We start from the raw sequence: 21834 nt of genomic DNA on the forward strand, positions 1-21834 counted from the left end.
AAGGAACTTCACCATGAATGACAAGTATCGCAATACCCGTATCGAGTTTCATATTCTGCAGTCCTTTCCGGTTACCTGTCTGAACCGCGATGATGTTGGCGCACCCAAGACTGCCATCGTCGGTGGAGTGACCCGCGCCCGTGTCAGCTCACAATGCTGGAAGCGCCAAGTGCGCCTCGCCATGCAGGAGCTGGGTATCAAGCTGGGTATCCGTACCAAGAAGTCTGAAGAAATTTTCACCCGGGCCTGTCAGCAGGCCGGTGCGAGTGAGGAGCAGGCCGCTGCCTGTGGCAAGAAAATCGCCTCACTGCTGAGTGATGACACCCTGTTGTTCATCAGCGACAGTGAAGCAGTGGCTTTTGCCGACTACGCAAAAGAACAGGGGTTTGATGACAGCAAGATCAAGGACAAGGAGCTGGCAAAAGTGGCCAAAAAAGCTCTGACCCCAGCGGTTGATGCTTTGGATATTGCTCTGTTTGGCCGCATGGTGGCCAAGGCCGCAGATATGAATGTAGAGGCAGCTGCCTCTTTCTCTCATGCCATCTCTACTCACAAGGTCAGTAACGAGGTTGAGTTTTTCACCGCGTTGGACGACCTCCCTGGAGAGGATGCGCGCTCTGCTCATATGGGTAGCCTGGAGTTCAACTCTGCTACTTATTATCGCTATATCAGTCTTGACCTTGGGCAACTGGCACAAACCATGGGCACTGAGGAGCTGAAAAAGGCCATAGCCGCCTTCACTCAGGCGCTGTTTATCGCCGTGCCCAGCGCCCGGCAGACCACGCAGTCAGGTGCCAGCCCCTGGGAGTTTGCACGGGTGCTGGTACGCAAGGGGCAGCGTTTGCAGGTGCCTTTTGAAACTCCGGTTAAAGCACGGGACGGCGGATACCTGCAGCCGAGCATTGATGTTCTCAAGTCTTACCTGGATAAAAAGGAAAAGCTCAGCGGTTCGTTGTTCGGCAAGCTGGCCGCGTACGAATGGGGTGAAAATGACAACTACAGCATTGATGATCTGGTGGCTGATCTGCAAAACCATGTCGAGTGAGGTGCAGCATGAGTGAACCTTATCTGCTGCTGTGGCTGGAGGCGCCCCTGCAGGCTTGGGGGCATGACTCAAAATTCGGTCGGCGCGACAGTCTGGACTTCCCAACGAAGTCCGGCGTGCTCGGCTTGCTCTGCTGCGCTCTCGGTGCGGCGGGGGAGCAGGTTGACTGGTTACGCAGGTGGGCGGAGCGTGATCTGCAGATAACAGCCTATGTGCCTGTTGATCGGCAGGGGCAACCTTTGCCACGCCAGCCTTTGCTTCGAGATTTCCAGATGGTTGGTAGTGGTTATGACGACCGGGATCCCTGGACCAGCCTGCTGATCCCGAAAACCAGCGAGGGGAAGAAAGCGGTGGGGGGTGGTACCAAGATGACCTACCGCTACTACCTGCAGGATATGGCCTATGCGGCGGTTCTGCAGGGGCCGTCTGCCGAGTTGCAGGTGCTGGCTGAGGCCTTGCAGAGCCCGGTATGGGACTTGTATCTGGGGCGCAAGACCTGTGTGCCGACGGAGTTCATCTACCAAGGCATTCATGCGGATCTCGAGCAGGCACTGCAACGAGCCAGTGAGCTGGCCACGGAAAAATCACGGCATGCGGTGTTCAGAGTGCTGCAGGGCGAACATGAAGGTGAAGTGCTGACCCTGAATGACGTACCCCTGCAGTTTGGAGAGCATAAGCGGTATCGGGACAGGCGGGTGACGATACAAAAATTGGAGTAACAGTCATGGCCGTAGGACAGCGACTATTCGTCAAGGTCACCCGGGAGTCCTTACCCCAGGTCAAGGATAAATACCCCTTTGTGTACCTTGAGCGTGGGCGACTGGAGATAGATGACAGCAGTATCAAATGGATAGACTCTGAAGCCAACGTCGTGCCACTTCCAGTTGCTACCCTGAATGCACTGTTGCTTGGGCCCGGTACGACGGTCACCCATGACGCAATCAAGACCGCAACAGCAGCCAATTGTGCGGTGTGCTGGGTTGGAGAAGACAGCCTGTTGTTCTACGCAGCAGGCTTTCTTCCCACTGCGGATACACGAAATCTCAAGCAGCAGATAGAACGCTCGGCGAATCCGAAGGAGTCTCTAGAGGTGGCCCGGCGCATGTTCGCCAGACGTTTTCCAGACGCGGAGTTGGCGGGCAAGAATCTCAAGGAAATGATGGGCATGGAGGGGCACAGGGTGCGATCTCTGTACCAGAGCAAGGCTCAGGAATATCAGGTCGGCTGGAAGGGGCGCCAGTTCACCCCAGGAAAGTTCGAGGTAAGCGATATTACCAATCAGGTGCTGACTGCTACTAATGCCGCGTTGTACGGCATTCTCTGTTCAGCGGTACACAGCATGGGCTACTCGCCGCACATCGGATTCATTCACTCTGGCAGCCCCTTGCCTTTTGTCTATGACATGGCCGACTTGTACAAGGAGCACTTGTGTATTGATCTGGCCTTTGCACTGACGCGTGATATGGCAGGGCGCTACGATAAGCACAAAGTGTCAGCCGCATTTCGTCAACGGGTCATTGAAATGGATCTTCTGGCCCGGCTCGCTGAAGACATACCGGACATGCTGGGGGTGGCTCGTGCTCGTCGTCGTGGCAAATGACTTGCCGCCTGCGGTAAGGGGGCGCATGAAGCTCTGGTTTATCGAGCCCCGGCCTAACATTTTTGTGTCAGGCATCAAAGACTCCGTTGCTACTACAGTAATCGATTATCTATACAAACACTGTCCGCCAGAGTCGGGCATTGTCATATTCCGCTCCCTGTCCGGGCCTCCGGGCTATGAGGTTCGAAGTATTGGTCCGACCCGTAAGCCCATGACAGTTCTCAGTGGCCTTCAATTGGTCGTCGAAACCCTTAAAGCTGAATAAATCGAATATCTTGTATTTTTGATGCCGCTCATTAACAATTTGTTGGTGTCTTCCCCACGTCCGTGGGGGTGTTTCTTCGCCCGGCATCTGACCGAGGGCGAGCGCCTGGTCTTCCCCACGTCCGTGGGGGTGTTTCTATTTGAAAGCAAGGCAGAGTGCCGCAAGGGCGGTCTTCCCCACGTCCGTGGGGGTGTTTCTGACTGACGTATCATTCGCCCTTGAGGCTAAATGTCTTCCCCACGTCCGTGGGGGTGTTTCCGTCAGCGCGTCAGAGCTTATCGCAGCGTCAGAGTCTTCCCCACGTCCGTGGGGGTGTTTCCTACACCCAAGCCGAGGTTTACTGGGCTGCCGAGTCTTCCCCACGTCCGTGGGGGTGTTTCTGCCTCCATTAAAGAAAGCGAAAAGGGGCCTTGGTCTTCCCCACGTCCGTGGGGGTGTTTCTTTCAGGGTCGCACCAGACGGTCGGATTGCCGTGTCTTCCCCACGTCCGTGGGGGTGTTTCCAGTTCTCCCCAATGAATTCCTGACCGTCGAGTGTCTTCCCCACGTCCGTGGGGGTGTTTCCGCACCTGACCGCCCACGGCGCAGCAATACGCCGTCTTCCCCACGTCCGTGGGGGTGTTTCTCGCATCAGTATTACCCGACACCGGCTGACCTGGTCTTCCCCACGTCCGTGGGGGTGTTTCCTGACTGCACACTGCGGCCGGGCAGCAGGCTGGGTCTTCCCCACGTCCGTGGGGGTGTTTCCTACATGTATCCCTGTGGTTCTGATTTTCATTTGTCTTCCCCACGTCCGTGGGGGTGTTTCTGCCGCCAGTCCCGGCGCTTGGCTCCAGCCATGGTCTTCCCCACGTCCGTGGGGGTGTTTCTCCAAGGGTAAGACCGCCACCGCTGGCCCGGCGGTCTTCCCCACGTCCGTGGGGGTGTTTCCCAGACGGGCAAGATCAAGTACATGATCACCGGGGGCTTCCCCACGTCCGTGGGGGCGTTGATGTGAGGTGGGATTAGCACCGGAGGCGGTATGGGCGAACTTAACGGGGCTCTCGGGGCGGTGAGACTGGGGGGACGGTCGTGGTCATGGGCTTGGATGCCGGCACTGCAACAGGCCAGCAGAGCGGGTGGCAGCCCGCCTCCTCACATCAGCATGCCCCGGGCGCGGTCGCTTTCGCTGATCATCAGGAACAGGGTGCCGCAGTGCGGGCAGTCGGTGAGGGTGTCGATGACTTCACAGGGCGCAGCTGCCGGGGTAAGGATGCCTTCAGCGCACGCAGGGCAGGGGAATTCCACCAGCCGTGTGCCCTGGGCCTCGAGCTGCTGGATGTAATCGAGGTACCGCTGCATGGCGGGCGATAGGTTCATGGGCGACTCCCCTGTTGAATGTGGATGGGGAGCGGGGCAGACCGTGGTGTTGCTGCAGATGACTCCTCATTGATCAGGCGGCGCGATCATAGCACACCGCCATTTCTCCGGGGATGCGACAAAAGGTGGATCAGTAGAGGAGCTGGTACAGCCGGCGGCGGTAGCTGATGCTCAGGGGATGGTCGTTGCCCAGCAGCTCGAAGGCCTGCAGCAGGGTGCGCTGGGCTGCATTGTCGCCATAGCTGCGGTCACTCTGCATCAGGTGCAGCAACGCGTTGAGGGCCGCCTCGGCCTGGCCCCGGGCCAGGTCATGCAGGGCCAGCTGGTACAGCGCCTCGCTGTCCGCCGGGTTGGCCTGCAGGCGTTGCTGCAGCGCCTGCGGCTCGGGCAGTTGCGCGGTCTGCCGGGCAAAGCCGAGCCCGGCGCGCAGGCCGGCCAGGGCCTGCTTGTTGCCATCCTGATCCTGGACCGCATTCAGCACCGCCTCGACATCGTCGAACTGGCGGGTATCCATGAGCGCCCGGGCCAGCAACAACAGCAGGGGATCGCTGGTGTGTTCGGCCATGGCCTGCTGCAGCAGGGTGATCGCCTGCTCCGGCTGGCCGGCGTCAAGCAGCGCCGTTACGCTGGCCTGGACATCCTCTGCTTCTTCCTCGGCAGGCGCGGCGCTGACATGGGGCTCGAGCATGGCACGGATGGCGCTTTCCGGCTGGATGCCGGCGAAACCGTCCACCGGCTGGCCATCCTTGAACAGCACCACCGTGGGCAGGCTGCGGATGCCGAAGCGCTCGGTGAGAAACACCTCCGCGTCGCAGTTGACCTTGGCCAGCAGCAGCTCGCCACCGAAACTCTCGGTGATGGAGGCCAGCATCGGCATCAGCGCCTTGCAGGGGGCGCACCAGTCGGCCCAGAAGTCCACCAGCACCGGCTTGTGACGGGAGTTCTCGATTACCAGCTGATCAAAGGTGTCGCCGGTGACGTCGAAGATATGCGGTGACTGGCTCATTGAGGTTCCTGAATGCAAGGGCTTGAAGGGCTTATCTGGGGGCGGCGCCGCGGTTATCAAGGGAGACTCTGATACAGCGCCACCTGACGGAACTCCACCGGCTCGCCCAGTTCCGGCCAGGTCTGGCCGTGCAGGTGGCCGAGCCTGTGGTAGCCTGGGTGCTGCAGATCGCGTACCCGGGAGTCGGCGATCAGTACGCTGTCGGCCCGTTGCCGGAAGCGTTCGAGAAAGGGGCGGTTGTCGCTGTCGTAGAGCACATCCGCGGCCAGGATCAGATCCAGCTCGCCGGTCACCGCAAAGTAGTCATCGGCCAGCTCGATGGGCAGCTCGTTGAGTTCGGCATTCAGCGCGCTGGCCAGCTGGGCGCCCTGATCCAGATCGCAGGCGATGCTGCGGCTGGCGCCGACCGCGCTGCAGGCCAGGGCGACCACGCCCGAGCCGCTGCCGAAATCCAGTACCCGTCGGCCGCGCACCTGCTGCGGGTTGTCCAGTACCCAGCGGGCCAGGGCCACACCACTGCCCCAGCAGAAGCCCCAGTAGGGTGGCTGCTCGAGCAGGCGTCGGGTTTCCTCGCTGGCAAAGGCCCGGTCCAGATTGACCGGGTCCAGCAGCCACAGCTGCAGTTCCGGCAGACCGGGCAGGCTGCAGGGCGCCAGACGCGCATCCGGCAGCACCTGATGCAGGCATTCCTCGAGCTGGGCAAGTAAGCGGGGTGTCGACATGGTGCAGAACCGACTGGAAGAGAGGCCGGCATTGTAGCCAGATCGCCGGCTCCGGTGAAACCGCCATGCCCTTTTACTGGCGGGGGGCAGGCGGTATGCTAGGCGCGCCTCCGATTCCGGGAATGATGCGATATGTACTGTCCGTTCTGCAGTGCCAATGACACCAAAGTGATCGACTCCAGACTGGTAGCCGACGGCGCCCAGGTGCGTCGCCGCCGGGAATGCCTGGCCTGCCAGGAGCGTTTCACCACCTTCGAGACCGCCGAACTGGTGCTGCCGCGCATCATCAAGCAGGACGGTCGCCGCCAGCCCTTCGATGAGGACAAGCTGCGCGCCGGTCTGCTGCGCGCTCTGGAAAAGCGTCCGGTCAGCGTCGAGCAGATAGAGGCCGCTCTGGGGCGGATCAAGCACCGCCTGCGCGCCACCGGTGAGCGCGAGGTCAAGGCCATGGTGGTCGGCGAGATGGTCATGGCCGAACTCAAGGAACTGGATGAGGTGGCCTATATCCGCTTTGCCTCGGTCTATCGCCGCTTCCAGGATCTGAACCAGTTCCGCGAGGAAATCGATCGGCTGTCCCGCGGCGAGCCCGCCGATGGCTGAGGCGCTGAGCGATCAGGCGCTGATGGCCAGAGCCATCCGCCTGGCCGAGCGGGGGCTCTACACCACCGAACCCAATCCACGGGTCGGCTGCGTACTGGTACGCGACGGCCGTATCGTCGGCGAGGGTTGGCATGTGCGCGCCGGCGAGGGCCACGCCGAGGTCAATGCACTGCGCCAGGCCGGCGAGCTGGCCCGGGGCGCCACCGCCTACGTCACCCTGGAACCCTGCAGCCACTTCGGCAAGACCCCGCCCTGTGCCGATGCGCTGGTCGCCGCCGGCGTGAACCGCGTGGTGGCGGCCATGCAGGACCCCAATCCGCAGGTCGCCGGGCGCGGCCTGCAGCGTCTGAGGGAGGCCGGTGTCGAGGTGCAGTGCGGGTTGCTGGAAGCCGAGGCCGGGCAGCTGAATCCGGGTTTCATCAAGCGCATGCAGCAGGGTCTGCCCTGGGTGCGGCTGAAGCTGGCGATGAGTCTGGATGGTCGTACCGCCATGGCCAGTGGCGAGAGCCAGTGGATTACCGGTCCGCAGGCGCGGGCCGATGTGCAGCGCCTGCGGGCGCGCAGTGGCGCCATCATCAGCGGTGCCGACAGTGTGCTGCTGGACGATTCGGCTCTGACCGTGCGCGCTGCCGAGCTGGGGCTGGCGCCGGAGCTGGCTGCCCAGGTGGCGCAGCGCCAGCCGTTGCGGGTACTGGTCGATGGTCGCCTGCGGGTACCGCTGGACCGGCGGCTGTTCCACGAGCCAGGGCCCGTGCTGGTGGTCTGCGCCGATGCCATGGGCCGCGAGGCTGAGTATCAGCGTCCGCAGCTGGAGCTGCTGGCACTGCCCGGACAGAACGCCAGAGTGGACCTGCCCGGCCTGCTGGCCGAGCTGGCCCGGCGCGGCTGCAACGAGGTCCTGGTGGAATCGGGTGCCGCCCTGGCCGGGGCCTTCTGGCAGGCCGGACTGGTCGATGAACTGGTCGTCTATATGGCGCCGCGCCTGCTCGGCAGCAACGCCCGACCTTTGCTGCAGCTGCCCTTCGATGCCATGGCCCAGGCCGGGGATCTGCAGATCATCGACCTGCGCGCCCTGGGCAGGGACTGGCGCATCACCGCCCACCCGAGCCGCGCACAGGCCGATTGACCACGGTCGGGCTGTCGATATCGGCCCGACCCGCTTATAATTGCCCGGATCCCTTCTCCATGTCGGCTGCGCCAGATGCGGCCGCGCCGCTGGAAAATGCACAGCTAACCGAGGCAAAGATGTTTACCGGAATAATCGAAGCAACAGGGCAGATCGCCAGTCTGCAGCCGCGCGGCGGTGATGTGCGGGTTCAGGTCAGAACCGGCAAGCTGGACCTGGGCGACGTCAAGCTGGGCGACAGCATTGCCGTGAACGGCGTCTGTCTGACCGTGGTGGAACTGCCCGGTGACGGTTTCTGGGCCGATGTCAGCCAGGAAACCATGCGTCGCAGCGCCTTTACCCAGCTCAAGGTCGGCAGCCGGGTCAACCTGGAAAAGGCCCTGACCGCCACCACCCGGCTGGGCGGTCATCTGGTCAGTGGCCATGTGGATGGTGTCGGTCAGGTGCTGTCACGCGAGGATGAGGCCCGTTCGGTGCGCTTTCGCATCGAGGCACCGGCGGAGCTGGCCAGATACATAGCCCAGAAGGGCTCGATCACCGTGGACGGCACCAGCCTGACGGTCAATGGCGTGGATGGAGCGGTGTTCGATCTGAACATAGTGCCGCACACCCTGCAGGAAACCATCATGGGTGACTATCAGCCCGGTACCCGGGTGAACCTCGAGGTGGACGTGATTGCCCGCTACCTGGAGCGCCTGCTGCTGGGTGACAAGGCCGCCGAATCCGGTGCCGGTGGCGGCATCAGCATGGCATTTCTCGCCGAAAACGGCTTTCTGAAGTCCTGAACAACGTGCCCGGGAGGGCCGTATGAAACTGAATACTGTTGAAGAACTGGTTGAAGACATCCGCGCCGGCAAGATGGTCATCCTGATGGATGACGAGGACCGGGAGAACGAAGGCGACCTGATCATGGCCGCCGAGGCCTGCCGCGCCGAGGATATCAACTTCATGGCCCGTTACGGCCGTGGCCTGATCTGCATGCCCATGAGTCTGGAACGCTGCGAGCGCCTGAAATTGCCGCTGATGGTACAGCGCAACGGCTCGGGCTTCGGCACCAAGTTCACCGTTTCCATCGAGGCGGCCGAAGGCGTCTCGACCGGCATTTCCGCTGCCGACCGTGCGCGTACCGTGCAGGCCGCTGCAGCCCCCGATGCGGTGGCCGAGGACATCGTCAGCCCCGGCCACATCTTCCCGCTGATGGCCCAGCCCGGTGGTGTGCTGGCCCGTGCCGGTCACACCGAGGCCGCCTGTGACCTGGCCCGCATGGCCGGCTTCGGCGAGTCCGGGGTGATCTGCGAGATCATGAACGAGGACGGCAGCATGGCCCGCCGCCCCGAGCTGGAGGAGTTCGCCAAGCAGCACGGACTGAAGATCGGCACCATTGCCGACCTCATCCACTACCGCCTGCTCAACGAGCGCACCGTCGAGCGTGTGTCGGAGCAGCCGCTGGATACCGAGCTGGGCACCTTCAATCTGGTGACCTACAGGGACAGCCTGGAAAACGCCGTGCACCTGGCCCTGACCCTCGGCACGATCGAGCCGGAGGAGCCGACCCTGGTGCGGGTACACAACATGGACCCGCTGCGCGACCTGTTCATGGTGCGCCAGCCCGGACGCTGGAGCCTGCGTGCGGCCATGGCCAAGCTGGCCGAGCAGGGCAATGGTGTGGTGCTGCTGCTGGGCAATCAGATGGACGGCGAAGAGCTGTTGCATCACGTCCAGCAGATCGCCGGTGGCGAACCTGTCGTACGCCGTCCCAGCACCTACAATACGGTAGGGGCGGGTTCGCAGATCCTGCGGGATCTGGGTGTGCGCAAGATGCGCCTGCTGTCGATGCCGATGAGGTTCAACGCCATATCCGGTTTCGACCTGGAAGTAGTAGAATACCTGCCCTGCGAATAAACGCATTGAATGACGGCGGTGCCAGCGAGTGCCGCCGGTTCTTTAAGAGAGAATGTTATGACTGCAATCCGTACCATCGAAGGCGACTTCGTCGCTGCACAGGGTCGCTACGCCCTGGTTGTCGGCCGCTTCAACAGCTTTGTGGTTGAGAGCCTGGTCGACGGCGCTGTAGATACCCTCAAGCGTCACGGTGTCAAGGAATCCGACATCACCATAGTCCGGGTCCCCGGTGCCTTTGAAATCCCGCTGATGGTGCGCAAGGTGGCTGACCTCAAGCAGTACGATGCCATCATCACCCTGGGTGCAGTCATCCGTGGTGGTACGCCGCACTTCGAATACGTTGCCGGCGAGTGCGTCAAGGGTGTCGGCGCCGTGTCCCTGGAGTCCGGTATTCCGGTCGCCTTCGGCGTACTGACTGTAGACAGCATCGAGCAGGCCATCGAGCGCTCGGGTACCAAGGCAGGTAACAAGGGCGCGGAAGCCGCCCTCTCGGCAATCGAAATGGTCAGCGTGATCAAGCAGCTGGAGGCCTGAGTGGCTGATCACGACGCAAGACCCAAGCGCTCCGGCGGACAGTCCCGCAGCGCCATGCGGCGCAAGGCCCGCAGCCTGGCACTGCAGGCCCTGTACTCCTGGCAGATGGCCGGTCAGCCGCTGAGCGACATCGAGGCCCAGCTGCGCAGCGACCCCGAGTACGATTTCGACAGCGCCGACGGTGCCTACTTCCAGGAACTGCTGCGCGGCGTGCCCGCCCATCTCGACGAGATCGACGAGCAGCTCAAGCAGGTTCTGGACCGCGCGGTGGCCGAGGTCGATCCCATCGAGCTGGCCATTCTGCGCATCGGCGTCTATGAAATGGCCCAGCGAGCCGACGTGCCCTACAAGGTAGTGATCAACGAAGGTATCGAGATGGCCAAGGTCTTCGGTGCCACCGATGGTCACAAGTACGTCAATGGCATTCTCGACAAGCTGGCTCCCCGCCTGCGCAGTGTCGAGGTCAATGCGTCGCGCCGGGGGCGTTGAGCCGCGGAGGTTGCCACATGCCGCTGGGTGAATTCGGACTGATAGGCCGGTACTTCCAGCGCGCAGTGCTGCAACAGGCCGGTGACCCGGCCGCCGTGGCACTGGGCATCGGTGACGATGCCGCCCTGCTTGAACCCGCGCCGGGCTGCCAGTGGGTTATTTCCACTGACAGTCTGGTGCAGGGTGTCCACTTTCCCGAACAGTATTGTCCGACCGATCTCGCTTACCGCGCCCTGGCGGTGGCGGTCAGTGATCTGGCGGCCATGAGCGCTCGCCCGCTGGGCTTTACCCTGGCTCTGACCCTTCCGACCGCAGATGAGGCCTGGCTCGGTGCCTTTTCCGATGGCCTGGCCCAGTGCGCGGTCGACCATCGCATCAGCCTGATCGGCGGCGACACCACCCGTGGCCCCCTGAACATCGGCATCAGCGTGCATGGCGAAGTCGCCCGTGGGCGTGCCCTGCGCCGCAGCGGTGCGCGTCCCGGCGATCTGCTCTGTGTGGGCGGGCCGCTGGGGGATGCCGCTGCCGGGCTGGCGCTGGTTCTGGGTCAGCCGCTGCCCGCGCCGCTGGATGAGGCCAGTCGCGACTATCTGCTGGCGCGCTTCTGGCGGCCACGGGCCCAGTGCGAGCTGGGGCAGGCCCTGCAGGGGCTGGCCAGTGCGGCAATGGATATTTCCGACGGGCTGCTGCAGGACGCCGGGCATCTGGCCCGGGCCAGCGGGGTAGCGCTGCATATCCAGGGCGCCGACCTGCCGTCCGCACCGGCACTGCGGCACTGGCCGGCCCGGCAGCAGCTGGACTGGATGCTGCGCGGCGGTGATGACTATGTGCTGCTGTTCAGCCTGCCGGTTGCGGCGCTGGCACAGCTGGGCGACTGGCCGATCACGGTGATCGGCCGGGTCGAAGCAGGCCAGGGCGTCTGGCTGGATGGACAACCGATCGCCGGTGACGGCGGCTACCAACATTTCAAGGAGTCTGCCGATGGCTGAGTCCCGCAGCCCGACACCGGCCTCGGTGTGGCGCAACCCTATCCACTTTCTGGCCTTCGGCTTCGGCAGCGGTGCCATGCCCAGGGCGCCGGGTACCTGGGGCACCCTGGCGGCGCTGCCCTTCGTGCTGCTCTGGCAGCAGCTGCCGGTGGGCGGTTATGCCCTGGTGCTGCTGCTCAGCACCCTGCTGGGCATCTGGCTGTGCCACCGCACCGCGGCGGATCTGGGCGTGCACGACCATGGCGGCATCGTCTGGGACGAGTTCGTCGGCCTGTGGATCGCTCTGTGGCTGGCGCCCCCCGGCTGGCTGTGGCTGCTCGCGGGCTTCGTGCTGTTCCGCCTGTTCGATATCTGGAAACCCTGGCCGATCGGCTGGGTCGACCGCCGGGTCGGCGGCGGGCTGGGCATCATGCTCGACGATATCCTCGCCGGGATCATGGCTCTGCTGGTGTTGCAGGGCGCCCAGTGGCTGCTGTGATCGGCGCCTTTCGTACCGCTCGGGCAGATCAGCGCTGACTGCCGGGGTCTTGTGCTGCTAAGATAGCGGCCCTCTCAAAACAGTGTGGTCTCAGGAGACAGCGTGTCAGTCACCTATGTTGCGTCATCCCAGCTGCCCACCAAGTGGGGCACTTTCACCATGCACGGCTTCCTTGAACCCGGTACCGGCAAGGAACATGTGGTGCTGACCATGGGCGATGTGGGCGATGGCCAGCCCGTGCTGGGGCGGTTGCATTCCGAGTGCCTGACCGGCGATGCGCTGTTCAGCCTGCGTTGTGACTGCGGCTTCCAGTTGGAGGCGGCGCTCAAGGCGATCGCCGATGAGGGACGTGGCGCCTTGCTGTATCTGCGTCAGGAAGGCCGTGGCATAGGCCTGATGAACAAGATCCGCGCCTATCATCTGCAGGACGGCGGTGCCGATACCGTGGAAGCCAACGAGCTGCTCGGCTTCGGTGCGGACCAGCGCGACTACGGCATCTGCAAGCCGATGCTGGCGCACCTGGGCATTACCAGCCTCAAGCTGCTGACCAACAACCCGCGCAAGGTCAAGGCGCTGGAAGACTTCGGTATTACCGTGGCCGAGCGCATTCCGCTGCGTACCGGGCTCAACCCCTTCAACCGCAACTATCTGGCAACCAAGGCAGGCAAGCTGGGTCACCTGCTGGGCAGCATTCATCAGGCCGAGGCCGAATGATGGACGCCCTGATCCACTGGCAGGCGATGCGGCGCAACTGGCGCATGCAGTGTCTGGCCTCGCTGATACTGCCGATCGCGGTGGTCTGGTTCTTCCATGATCGCAGCGGCGGCGCCTACCCCGGAGTGGGGGTACCCCTGTTCATTGCCGGCATGCTGACACTGCTGCTGACCGTCTGGCGCTTCGGCCTCTACAAGGCGGCTCTGCAGCAAGTGGACGCGGCCCCCGCCGCTGCCGATGAACAGGCCTGGAACCGTCTGCACCATACCCAGCTGCTGGGGCTGACCCATGCCAAGCTGCCCGGCTGGATCGGCATGCTGCACTATGTCTGCACCATGGAAATGCTGCCATTGATCCTGCTGGTGCTCGCCAGCCAGGGCGCCATGCTGCTGTACCGTCCGGCGCCCCAGCGGCTCAGACAGCCGAACTGAAAAAAGGGGTGCAGCCGATGAATGGCAACGGCAAGGGTGACAGCCTGGCGGTTCTGATCGACGCGGACAATGCCAATCCGGCGATCATCGAGGGTCTGCTGGCGGAGGTGGCCCGTTTCGGTGTCGCCAGCGTCAAGCGCATCTACGGCGACTGGACCACGCCGGGACTGGGAAAGTGGAAGGCCAGCCTGCTGGAGCACTCGCTGCAGCCGATCCAGCAGTTCGCCTACACCAGCGGCAAGAACGCGACCGACAGCGCCATGATCATCGACGCCATGGACCTGCTGTACACCGGCACCTTCGACGGCTTCTGCCTGGTGTCCAGTGACAGCGACTTCACCCGTCTGGCCGCGCGCCTGCGCGAGTCCGGCAAGATGGTCTACGGCTTCGGTGAACAGAAGACGCCGCGCTCGCTGGTGGCCGCCTGCGACCGCTTCATCTATACCGAGATCTTCCTGCAGCGCGACGACAGCAGCGCCGCGGTCGCCGAGGGACACCAGGGCGCCATCACCCGCCGCAGCAGCCAGGAACTGCGCCAGGATACCAAGCTGTGCAACCTGTTCCGCCAGGCCATAGATGCGGCGGCGGGGGATGATGGCTGGGCCAATCTCGGGCCGGTGGGCAGTCACATCACCAAGCAGATGCCGGAATTCGACCCACGCAACTATGGCTACAGCAAGCTCAGCGAGTTGGTCGAGGGCATCGGCCTGTTCACCCTGCGGCGTGACAATACCCTGTTGTGGATCAAGAACCAGCGCCCCGAGAAGCGGGGCGGCTGATTGCCCTGAGCCTAGAGCGCTTCCATGAAGTCGAGCAGACCCTGCTGGCGGATAACCCGGCGGTGCTGGGCCCACAGCTCGGCCACGCGCTCGCGGTTGAGCTGCTGACGGTCCAGCAGCACCCGGGTCTGCAGCTCACCGATGGGCTGGCTGGCCGGCACCTTGCTGAACACGAACTGGTTGCTGATCAGATCCAGGAAGGGGCCCGCCTTGCTGGTCGGCATGATGAAGATCAGTTGCAGACCCAGGGTATCGGTCAGGTAGTGGATCACTTCCCGTGAGCGGGTCTCATCCATGTGCATGAAGGCCTCGTCGACTATCACCATGCGCAGGTGGCTGTCGCCCTCATTGAAGCGGAAGGCGCTGGTGACCGCCGCGGCACGGATGATGTAGGCAGGGGTCTCCAGCTGGCCGCCGGAGCCGGTGCCATATTCGCTGAGGCGGATCGGTGCCTTGCCCTGGGGAAACTTGAGGATGTCGTAGCGGCGGTAGCGGCGGTAGTCGCTGATGCGCTCCAGCTCGCGCAGGGCCTGCTGTTCATCCCCGTCCAGCAGCAGCGACAGCAGCTTGTCCCGCACCTCGGCGGCGCGTTGCGACAGGCTGTCGCCGAACAGGCTGGTGCCGTCGCCGAGGTTCGGCAGACTCATCACTTCCTGGAAGAACTCCCAGTATTCCCGGTATTCCGGCAGCCAGTCCCAGTCGAACTGGAAGCGCTCGCGGTCGGCGCCGAACTGGTGGTGTTCCAGCTCGCGGTTGAGCTGTTCCAGGGTGCGGCGCCCGTCGTTCACGGCCTGATGGATTTCGTGGCACAGGTCGCTGACGAAGGTGGTGTTGAAGCTGTCGCGCAGGCTCGCCAGCTGGCTCTGCTTCTCCAGCAGCACGTTGTTGCGCAGGCGGTTGTAGAGATTGTCCAGCTGCCGGCGCAGGCCGCCGACGTGCTCGTAGAACCCGGGACTGTGCAGCGCCTCGGGGCTGTCATGCAGCAGCATGTCGGCCGGCTGGGCCTGCTGGTTGTACTGCTCCAGTGAGCGCTCGAGGCTGATCGCCTGCTGATGCAGGCGGCTGGTCAGTGCGGCACTGTCGGCGGCGAAGTCGAACTGTTCGCGGGTCTCGTCGAGCATCGCATCCAGCTGTTCCAGGCGGGCCTGGGGATCCATGCCCGGCAGCTTGCCGGCGGCCTCGAGCAGGTGCTGTTCGGCCTGATCCTTGCGCTCGAGCAGACTGTCGCTCTGGTCCGCCAGCTGGCGGATGCGCTGGCTGACCTGCTGATGCTTCTCGTCCAGCCGGCCCTGCTGCTCGACCAGTTCGCGCTGGTGCTGCTGCAGCTCCTGATAGCAGGCGCTGACCCGCTGCTGCTCGTCATCCAGATCCTGGTGTGCGCCCAGATCCAGATCACTGAGCTGTTGCTCGACCTCGCGCAGCTGGCGCTGGCAATCCAGCAGCACCGTGGCCCGGGCGGCGTAGTCCAGCGGGCGGATCTGGCCGAGCAGGGCGGCCAGCTGCTGCAGGGCCTGGAGTTGCTGACGCAGGCTGTGACGCTGCACCTGCAGTTGGTCCAGCTGCTGTTGCTGGGCCAGCAGATTGCGTTCGCGGGCACCGGCACCGAATACCAGCTGGGCATCATCGATATCGCAGCGGAACAGGGCATAGTTGCCCGAGCCCATGCCCTCGCGGGTGATCCCGCGCCGGGTCCGGCGCAGTGCTTCGGCGTCGGCCACCCGCGCCACGCCGGCGTAGGAGGCGCGCAGATAGTATTCGGCAATCTTGTGGCTGAAGCTCATCACCTGCAGGATGGAGTCCGCCGGCACACTGATGCGCTCGGCATCCTGACGTGCCTTGTCACCCTGGATGACCCGGGCCCGGTTGCGTTCGCGGCTGCTGAGCTGACGGACGATACGTATGGCGTCGGCCTCGTATTCCGGCTCCACCAGGATGGCGAAGCGGCTGCCACCGATATAACCCTCGATCGCCATCTGCCAGTCTGCGTCCAGTACCTCGACATGGTCGCAGAGCACCCGCGGGTCGGCGCCCGGGCACTGCTGGCGGATGGCGCGCAGGGCATCCTCGACATAGCCCGGATAGCTGACCCGGCTGGCCTGCAGCCCCTTGATCTGGTGTTCGACCTGGGCTATCTGGCGCTCGGTCTGGGCGAGGCTGGCGCTGCGTTCCTGGCTCAGACGGTCGACCTTCTGCAGCAGGCTGATGCCCTCGGCCAGGGGTTGCTGCAGGTGCGCGGCCAACTGGTTGTGACTGTGCTGCTGGGCGCGTATCGCGTCCAGCCCGCTGTCCAGCGGGCTGAGATCGATCCAGTCCCGGGCCAGCAGCTGGTTGAGGTCGGCCACCGGCTGCTGCTCCGCGCTGAGCACTGCCTGACTGGCCTCGCGCCAGCTGCGGCTGGTCAGGTGCGGCAGTTCCAGCCCCAGGCTGTGCTGGCCGAGCAACTGCTGCAGCTGGCGCAGGGCCTCGATATTGCGATCGCGCTGCTGGGCCTGCTCCAGCAGCGGCGCCACGCCTTCCTGCAGCTGGGCATGCAGCTGCTGCTGGCGGTCCTGCAGCTGGTCCCGGGAGTGCAGTGCCGGAATGCCCTGGCGCCGTGCTTCCAGCTGCACTAGCTCATGGTGGGCCTGATCCAGCCGCTCGCCGGTCAGGCGCTGCTCGTCGGCGCAGGCTGCGAGCCGCGCTGCCAGCTGCTGCTGCTCGTCCTTGGCGCTCAGATACTGGCGCTGGTTCTGACGCCAGATCTGGGCAGCGGCGGCATACTCCAGACCGGTACGTTCCAGCCACAGGTCAAGGTAGTCATCGGCCTGCTGACGGGCCTGCTGCAGCAGGTCTACCGCGCCGCGGATGCGGCTGGCTTCCTGCTCCATGCCATGCACGGTGCGCAGCAGGTCGCGGATGCGGCGGATGGTATCGCCGAAGTCCCGGGCTTCCAGCACCTCCTCGGCGACAAACTGGTCGATCGAGCGCACCGGCTTGTAGGCCATGAAATTGGCGAAGGTGCGGGCGGCATTCTTGGCTTCGCGGACCGATACGGCATCGCTGCGCCCGCGCAGGGCACCGTAGAGCCGGGCCAGATAGGCGCTCTTGCGGTCGTAGACTTCCACGCCCTGCTTGCCGAACTGGCGCCGCAGCAGTTCCGGCAGTTCGGTGACCGGCAGTACGTGGCGGCCATCCTCGGCCTCGCGCAGGAAGTGCGACAGGGACAGCATCTCCCCGGGGACTATCATCAGCAGCAGTTCCTGCTGACGGGCGTGACGGCTGCTGCCGGCGGTATCCAGATGCGCGCGCACCCCTATCACTGCCGTGAAAGGCTCGCTGGTCTCGCCCCTGGTCGGATGGAACACCCCGGCGATATAGCCATCGGTGTCATGCGGGCGGGCATAGGCGCCATCGTCGCAGCCGAGCACGTAGGAGGCCAGGGTACGCACCTGCTTGCCGCCGCGTCCGCGCTGGGTGGTTTCGTCCTGGCCGGGGTTGTAGTTGAACAGGTTGTCATGGGCGGCGGTCATCAGCGTCTGCAGCGCATCGGCGGCCGTGGTCTTGCCGGAGCCGTTGCCACCGGAGAACAGATTGACCGGGCCATAGTCCAGCTCCTGCACCGGCAGGTTGCCCCAATTGACGGTAATCGAACGTTTCAGATACATCAGGGCGTCTCGTACTCGGGTTGATCTTCGGGCTGCTCCGCCGCCTGCGGGGCCAGCTGGGCCAGGGCCGTGTCGGTGACCAGACTGATGATGCCCGGGCGGATTGTCAGCCAGGCCTCCTCGCTGTCGGTGTCCATCTCGGCGGGGCTGCGGATCAGGCGCAGTTGACGCAGCCGGCGCAGCAGGGCCTGGCGTTCGGTGGCGGTCTCCGGCAGGCTGCGACCGAGCAGATTGCGCATGCTCAGATTCAGCGCTTCCAGGGACAGCAGTGCCTGACCGTGTTCATCCAGCTGGCCTTCGCGCAGGCTCTTGTCGTATTCGGCGCGCAGGACCAGGATCAGCGCCACCTCCTGCTGGCTCAGGCGCTGGCGCAGGGCATGGCTGTCGTCCTCGGTGTCGGGCAGGCCGGGCACTTCCGCGCCCGGCGGAAATACCCGCAGCAGGTTGAAACGCGGTTCGTGCAGCAGGCGTATGCGCAGCACTGCCAGATAGTCCTCCACCAGCTCGCGCACCTGCAGGAAGCGGTCATAGAGTTCGGCTTCGCGCTTGCTTTCGTCCCGGCACAGGACGCCGCGGTCGAGCAGGCGGATCATCAGATCGGAGAACTCGGCGCTGCTGACGCCGCGTTCGGCCAGTCGGGCTTGCAGTGCTTCACGCATGGTCGTTGGATTCCAGTTCGATGATGAAGCCGTCGCGACGGCTGAAAAAGTCGTCCTGCAGCACTTCGCCGCTGGGTTCGATGCGTACCTTGAGGCCATGCGCGGCATGGTCGGCGCCGGCCAGCTCGATCAGGTGGCTGGCAGCCAGCAGGTCCCGGGCGTCCTTGATGGGCAGATCGCGGGTGTCGATGCGGCGCCCTTCGCCGAGTGCGGCCTGCAGGTAGGAGCGCAGGCTGCCGGCATTGATGGCGAAGGCCTGGTCGAGCCGGCGCTGCACGGCCAGCTCGTTGAGGGTGTCGTCGTCCGGCAGCCCGGGGTCGAGCATCAGACTGTGGACCGGCGAACGCGCGCGGCGCTCGCGCAGCTGGACCTGGACGGGGTCGATCAGCTGCAGGTTGACGGTGGCCATCAGCTCGCCGGCGGCGGCCAGGCGCTGGTGCTGCTCCTCTTCGGGGAGGCTGGCCAGTTCCCGGCACAGCCCGACGATATCGGTGTGCTGCTGGCTGTGCAGATAGCTGAGCTGGCGGATAATGATGTCGGCGCGCTGGGTGAAGCTCTGCAGCGTACGGCGCAGGGCCGGCAGCATGACGTCGGCGGCGTTGCGCAGGCGTACCTCGATATGGTCGAGCAGGCGCCAGAGTACCGAGCTGCGGGTGTCGCCGAGCAGCTCGGGGGCGAGCCTGCGCAGTTCGCGCTCGGCATGGGCCTTCCATTCGGTCGGCTTGCGGCGGATGCGTTCGATCTGCTGCAACAGGTGTTCGCGGTGGCGCTCGACGCTGTCCGCCGACAGGCGGATGGCCAGGTCCGGCTGGAAGCGCTTTTCCATGAATTCGAAGAACTGCTCGCTGGCTTCCTGGATCAGCTGGCGCTGTTCCACCTCGCGCACCAGCTGACGCTTGCGCTCCTCCAGCTCGGCGATGATGTCGGTGAAGTCGGCGATGATGCGTTCGGAGAACTCGTAGGCGTCGAGCAGATCGTAGACCTCGCCGCGGTCGGCGAAGGCCGACAGGGCGTTAAGGGTGTTGCGGGTGTTGCGGTGGCGGGTGCGCACGCTGTGCGCGATCGCCTCGCTCAGGGACTGGGTGAAGAGCCGACCCAGGCGGCTGAAGGGGTAGGTGGACTGGAAGGTCACCTGATCGACCTGACGCTCCAGCCAGCCGTGATCGACCAGGGTGTTGAGAATCCAGCCGGCCTGTTCGCGGCTGCTCTTGAAGCGGCCCTGATCCTCCTCGTCGCCGTCCAGCAGGGGCGCACGCTGCAGCGCCTCGCTGAAGATGTCGAGCACCTGCTCGCGGCGAAGTGATTCGCCGTAGTCGGCGCTGGCGCTGTACAGCCGACCGTGCAGCAGGCGCAGACATTCGACTATCTGTTCCCGGTATTTGCTGGTCAGGGGGCGGAAGAACTGCAGTCGCTCGTCACTGAAGAACATGCATCAGGCTCGAAAAGGTCAAAGGGGCATTATGCCGGATTCGGCGAAGCCGGACTGTGCTCCGGCTCCGCTTTCCGGCCCGCGATGACTAGCCCAGGCTGGCCAGCCGCTGGCGGATCGCACGTTCGATGCCGGCGGCGTCCAGGCCGCATTCGGCGAGCATGCTGGCCGGCTTGTCATGCTCGACGTAAATATCCGGCAGGCCGAGGTTGAGCACCGGAATCTGGATGCCCTGGGCCAGCAGCCATTCGTTCACCGCGCTGCCGGCGCCGCCCATGATGGCGTTCTCCTCGACCGTGACCAGCAGCCCGTGACTGTCGGCCAGTTGGCGCAGCAGTTCGGTGTCCAGCGGCTTGACGAAGCGCATGTTGGCCACGGTGGCGTCCAGCGCCTCGGCAGCGACCAGCGCGTTGGCGTGCAGGGTGCCGAAGCAGAGGATGGCGACGTCCCGACCCCGGCGGGTAATCAGGCCCTTGCCGATGGGCAGGGGCGTCAGCGCGGGGTCGACCGGCACACCCGGGCCGGTGCCGCGGGGATAGCGCACCGCCGCCGGGCCGTTGTAGAGGAAGCCGGTGGTCAGCATCTGGCGCGTTTCGTTCTCGTCCGCCGGGGCCATGATCAGCATGTTGGGGAGGCAGCGCAGGTAGCTCAGGTCGAAGCTGCCGGCATGGGTCGGGCCGTCTTCGCCGACCAGGCCGGCGCGGTCGATGGCAAAGAGCACATCCAGATCCTGTACCGCCACGTCGTGGATCAGCTGGTCATAAGCACGCTGCAGGAAGGTGGAGTAGATCGCCACCACCGGTTTGGCGCCTTCGCAGGCCATGCCGGCGGCCAGGGTCACGGCGTGCTGCTCGGCGATGGCAACGTCGAAATAGCGCTGCGGGAAGCGATCGGCAAAGGCGATCAGGTCGGAACCTTCCTTCATCGCCGGGGTAATGCCGATCAGCCGGGCATCCGCCTCGGCCATGTCGCACAGCCACTGGCCGAAGATGTTGGAGAAGCGCGGCTTGCTGACACCGTTGGCAGCGGGCCTGGGTTCCAGCTTGGTGATCGCATGGTAGCCGATAGGGTCGGCTTCGGCGGGGGAGAAGCCCTTGCCCTTGCGGGTCACCACGTGCAGGAACTGCGGCCCCTTGAGCTGGCGCATGTTGCGCAGGGTGGTCACCAGGGTCGGCAGGTCGTGGCCATCGATGGGCCCTATGTAGTTCCAGCCCAGCTCCTCGAACAGTACCCCCGGCGCCAGCATGGCCTTGGCGGTTTCCTCGGTCTTGCGCGCCAGCTCCCAGGCCGGTGGAATCTTCGACAGCACCTTCTTGCTGCCCTCGCGCATATGGGAGTAGGTGCGGCTGGAGAGGATCTTGGCCAGGTAGTTGGACAGACCGCCGACGTTGTGGGAGATCGACATATCGTTGTCGTTGAGCACCACCAGCATGTCGGCGTCGGTTTCCCCGGCATGATTGAGCGCCTCGAAGGCCATGCCGGCGGTCATGGCGCCGTCGCCGATCACCGCCACGGTACGCCGGTCCAGACCCTGCAGACGCGAGGCGATGGCCATGCCCAGGCCGGCACTGATGGAGGTGCTGGAGTGGCCAACGCCGAAGGTGTCATAGGGACTTTCGCTGCGGCGGGGGAAGGCGGCCAGGCCGTCCTTCTGGCGCAGGGTGGCCATCTGTTCGCGGCGGCCGGTGAGGATCTTGTGTGGATAGGCCTGATGGCCGACATCCCAGACCAGGCGATCTTCCGGCGTCTGATAGACATAGTGCAGAGCGATGGTCAGCTCGATCACGCCCAGCCCGGCCCCGAAATGACCACCGGTCTGACCAACAGTCCAGAGCAGGAACAGGCGCAGCTCATCCGCCAGTTCCGGCAGGCGCGATACATCCAGCTCCCGCAGCTGGGCGGTGCTGTCAATGCTGTCCAGCAGGGGGGTGCAGGGACGTTCGCGGGGTATTTCGTGGAAAGTACTAGGCATCTAATGACAGGACTCTGATTGCCGCCGGAGCGACAGGAAACAAGGGCGCAGTTTAACCGATGAGGCTGCTTAGCCCAACATCGGCCACGGCG

Annotated in this window: 22 protein-coding genes and 1 CRISPR repeat array; of the genes, 15 read left to right on the forward strand and 7 right to left on the reverse strand. The window is 64.4% G+C overall.

Annotation, left to right across the window (positions count from 1 at the left end):
* Nucleotides 1-13 precede the first annotated feature (13 nt).
* Genes cas7e through cas2e form a run of 4 tightly spaced genes read left to right on the forward strand, consistent with a single transcriptional unit; the run spans nucleotide 14 to nucleotide 2910 of the window.
* The gene (gene cas7e, locus VF673_RS13160; RefSeq protein WP_440292294.1) at nucleotides 14-1045 is read left to right on the forward strand and encodes a type I-E CRISPR-associated protein Cas7/Cse4/CasC; all 1032 of its coding nucleotides are present in this window, start codon (nucleotides 14-16) and stop codon (nucleotides 1043-1045) included.
* Nucleotides 1046-1053: 8 nt separating this feature from the next.
* Nucleotides 1054-1764: a type I-E CRISPR-associated protein Cas5/CasD gene (cas5e, locus tag VF673_RS13165; protein ID WP_440292295.1), complete on the forward strand. Its 711-nt coding sequence runs from the start codon at nucleotides 1054-1056 to the stop codon at nucleotides 1762-1764.
* A gap of 5 nt (nucleotides 1765-1769) precedes the next feature.
* Nucleotides 1770-2645: a type I-E CRISPR-associated endonuclease Cas1e gene (gene cas1e / locus VF673_RS13170; RefSeq protein WP_440292296.1), complete on the forward strand. Its 876-nt coding sequence runs from the start codon at nucleotides 1770-1772 to the stop codon at nucleotides 2643-2645.
* A gap of 25 nt (nucleotides 2646-2670) precedes the next feature.
* Entirely contained in the window at nucleotides 2671-2910 is a 240-nt protein-coding gene (cas2e, locus tag VF673_RS13175; protein WP_440292297.1) for a type I-E CRISPR-associated endoribonuclease Cas2e, read from the forward strand.
* Nucleotides 2911-2957: 47 nt separating this feature from the next.
* Nucleotides 2958-3901: direct repeats of the CRISPR family, unit length 28 nt; unit sequence GTCTTCCCCACGTCCGTGGGGGTGTTTC.
* A gap of 142 nt (nucleotides 3902-4043) precedes the next feature.
* On the opposite strand, the gene VF673_RS13180 is transcribed toward cas2e, so the two are convergent.
* From VF673_RS13180 to VF673_RS13190, 3 genes are all read right to left on the reverse strand, one after another.
* A complete protein-coding gene (locus VF673_RS13180) occupies nucleotides 4044-4268 on the reverse strand; it encodes a hypothetical protein (protein ID WP_440292298.1) in 225 nt (74 codons plus the stop codon).
* 130 nt (nucleotides 4269-4398) lie between these two features.
* Nucleotides 4399-5274, reverse strand: coding sequence for a thioredoxin family protein (locus tag VF673_RS13185; protein ID WP_090540662.1), 876 nt, complete (start codon nucleotides 5272-5274; stop codon nucleotides 4399-4401).
* 56 nt (nucleotides 5275-5330) lie between these two features.
* On the reverse strand, nucleotides 5331-5996 hold the full coding sequence (locus VF673_RS13190) for a class I SAM-dependent methyltransferase (RefSeq protein ID WP_440292299.1): 666 nt from the start codon (nucleotides 5994-5996) through the stop codon (nucleotides 5331-5333).
* Between the two features lie 132 nt (nucleotides 5997-6128).
* Between VF673_RS13190 and nrdR the strand changes: the two genes are divergently transcribed.
* From nrdR to VF673_RS13245, 11 genes are all read left to right on the forward strand, one after another.
* A complete protein-coding gene (gene nrdR / locus VF673_RS13195; protein WP_090540658.1) occupies nucleotides 6129-6596 on the forward strand; it encodes a transcriptional regulator NrdR in 468 nt (155 codons plus the stop codon).
* Nucleotides 6589-7722, forward strand: a complete 1134-nt coding sequence (ribD, locus tag VF673_RS13200; protein ID WP_440292300.1) for a bifunctional diaminohydroxyphosphoribosylaminopyrimidine deaminase/5-amino-6-(5-phosphoribosylamino)uracil reductase RibD — start codon at nucleotides 6589-6591, stop codon at nucleotides 7720-7722. The genes nrdR and ribD overlap by 8 nt, the downstream gene beginning before the upstream one ends.
* A gap of 119 nt (nucleotides 7723-7841) precedes the next feature.
* Complete coding sequence (locus VF673_RS13205; RefSeq protein ID WP_090540758.1) at nucleotides 7842-8507, forward strand: riboflavin synthase; 666 nt, start codon at nucleotides 7842-7844, stop codon at nucleotides 8505-8507.
* Nucleotides 8508-8529: 22 nt separating this feature from the next.
* Nucleotides 8530-9624 (forward strand): bifunctional 3,4-dihydroxy-2-butanone-4-phosphate synthase/GTP cyclohydrolase II, encoded by a 1095-nt coding sequence (gene ribBA / locus VF673_RS13210; protein WP_090540657.1) that lies wholly within the window; start codon nucleotides 8530-8532, stop codon nucleotides 9622-9624.
* 57 nt (nucleotides 9625-9681) lie between these two features.
* Nucleotides 9682-10158, forward strand: a complete 477-nt coding sequence (ribH, locus tag VF673_RS13215; RefSeq protein WP_044501218.1) for a 6,7-dimethyl-8-ribityllumazine synthase — start codon at nucleotides 9682-9684, stop codon at nucleotides 10156-10158.
* Nucleotides 10159-10212: 54 nt separating this feature from the next.
* The gene (gene nusB, locus VF673_RS13220) at nucleotides 10213-10647 is read left to right on the forward strand and encodes a transcription antitermination factor NusB (RefSeq protein WP_090540756.1); all 435 of its coding nucleotides are present in this window, start codon (nucleotides 10213-10215) and stop codon (nucleotides 10645-10647) included.
* A 23-nt stretch (nucleotides 10648-10670) separates the two neighbouring features.
* Nucleotides 10671-11636: a thiamine-phosphate kinase gene (gene thiL / locus VF673_RS13225; RefSeq protein ID WP_440292318.1), complete on the forward strand. Its 966-nt coding sequence runs from the start codon at nucleotides 10671-10673 to the stop codon at nucleotides 11634-11636.
* Nucleotides 11629-12114: a phosphatidylglycerophosphatase A family protein gene (locus tag VF673_RS13230; RefSeq protein ID WP_090540656.1), complete on the forward strand. Its 486-nt coding sequence runs from the start codon at nucleotides 11629-11631 to the stop codon at nucleotides 12112-12114. Before thiL ends, VF673_RS13230 begins: the two co-directional genes overlap by 8 nt.
* A 102-nt stretch (nucleotides 12115-12216) precedes the next feature.
* Nucleotides 12217-12828 (forward strand): GTP cyclohydrolase II, encoded by a 612-nt coding sequence (gene ribA / locus VF673_RS13235; RefSeq protein ID WP_090540654.1) that lies wholly within the window; start codon nucleotides 12217-12219, stop codon nucleotides 12826-12828.
* Complete coding sequence (locus VF673_RS13240) at nucleotides 12825-13259, forward strand: hypothetical protein (protein WP_440292301.1); 435 nt, start codon at nucleotides 12825-12827, stop codon at nucleotides 13257-13259. Before ribA ends, VF673_RS13240 begins: the two co-directional genes overlap by 4 nt.
* Before the next feature lie 17 nt (nucleotides 13260-13276).
* Complete coding sequence (locus VF673_RS13245) at nucleotides 13277-14038, forward strand: NYN domain-containing protein (protein ID WP_440292302.1); 762 nt, start codon at nucleotides 13277-13279, stop codon at nucleotides 14036-14038.
* A gap of 11 nt (nucleotides 14039-14049) precedes the next feature.
* Here the strand turns inward: VF673_RS13245 and VF673_RS13250 are convergent, their stop codons facing one another.
* From VF673_RS13250 to dxs, 4 genes are all read right to left on the reverse strand, one after another.
* Nucleotides 14050-17682, reverse strand: coding sequence for an ATP-binding protein (locus tag VF673_RS13250; RefSeq protein WP_440292303.1), 3633 nt, complete (start codon nucleotides 17680-17682; stop codon nucleotides 14050-14052).
* Nucleotides 17682-18341 (reverse strand): DUF4194 domain-containing protein, encoded by a 660-nt coding sequence (locus VF673_RS13255; RefSeq protein WP_273123146.1) that lies wholly within the window; start codon nucleotides 18339-18341, stop codon nucleotides 17682-17684. The genes VF673_RS13250 and VF673_RS13255 overlap by 1 nt, the downstream gene beginning before the upstream one ends.
* Nucleotides 18334-19770, reverse strand: a complete 1437-nt coding sequence (locus VF673_RS13260; RefSeq protein WP_440292304.1) for a Wadjet anti-phage system protein JetA family protein — start codon at nucleotides 19768-19770, stop codon at nucleotides 18334-18336. Before VF673_RS13260 ends, VF673_RS13255 begins: the two co-directional genes overlap by 8 nt.
* Before the next feature lie 88 nt (nucleotides 19771-19858).
* Nucleotides 19859-21742, reverse strand: a complete 1884-nt coding sequence (gene dxs / locus VF673_RS13265) for a 1-deoxy-D-xylulose-5-phosphate synthase (protein ID WP_440292305.1) — start codon at nucleotides 21740-21742, stop codon at nucleotides 19859-19861.
* Nucleotides 21743-21834 lie beyond the last annotated feature (92 nt).

This window comes from Halopseudomonas sp. Lyrl_26, assembly GCF_051948695.1.
GTDB lineage: Bacteria > Pseudomonadota > Gammaproteobacteria > Pseudomonadales > Pseudomonadaceae > Halopseudomonas > Halopseudomonas formosensis.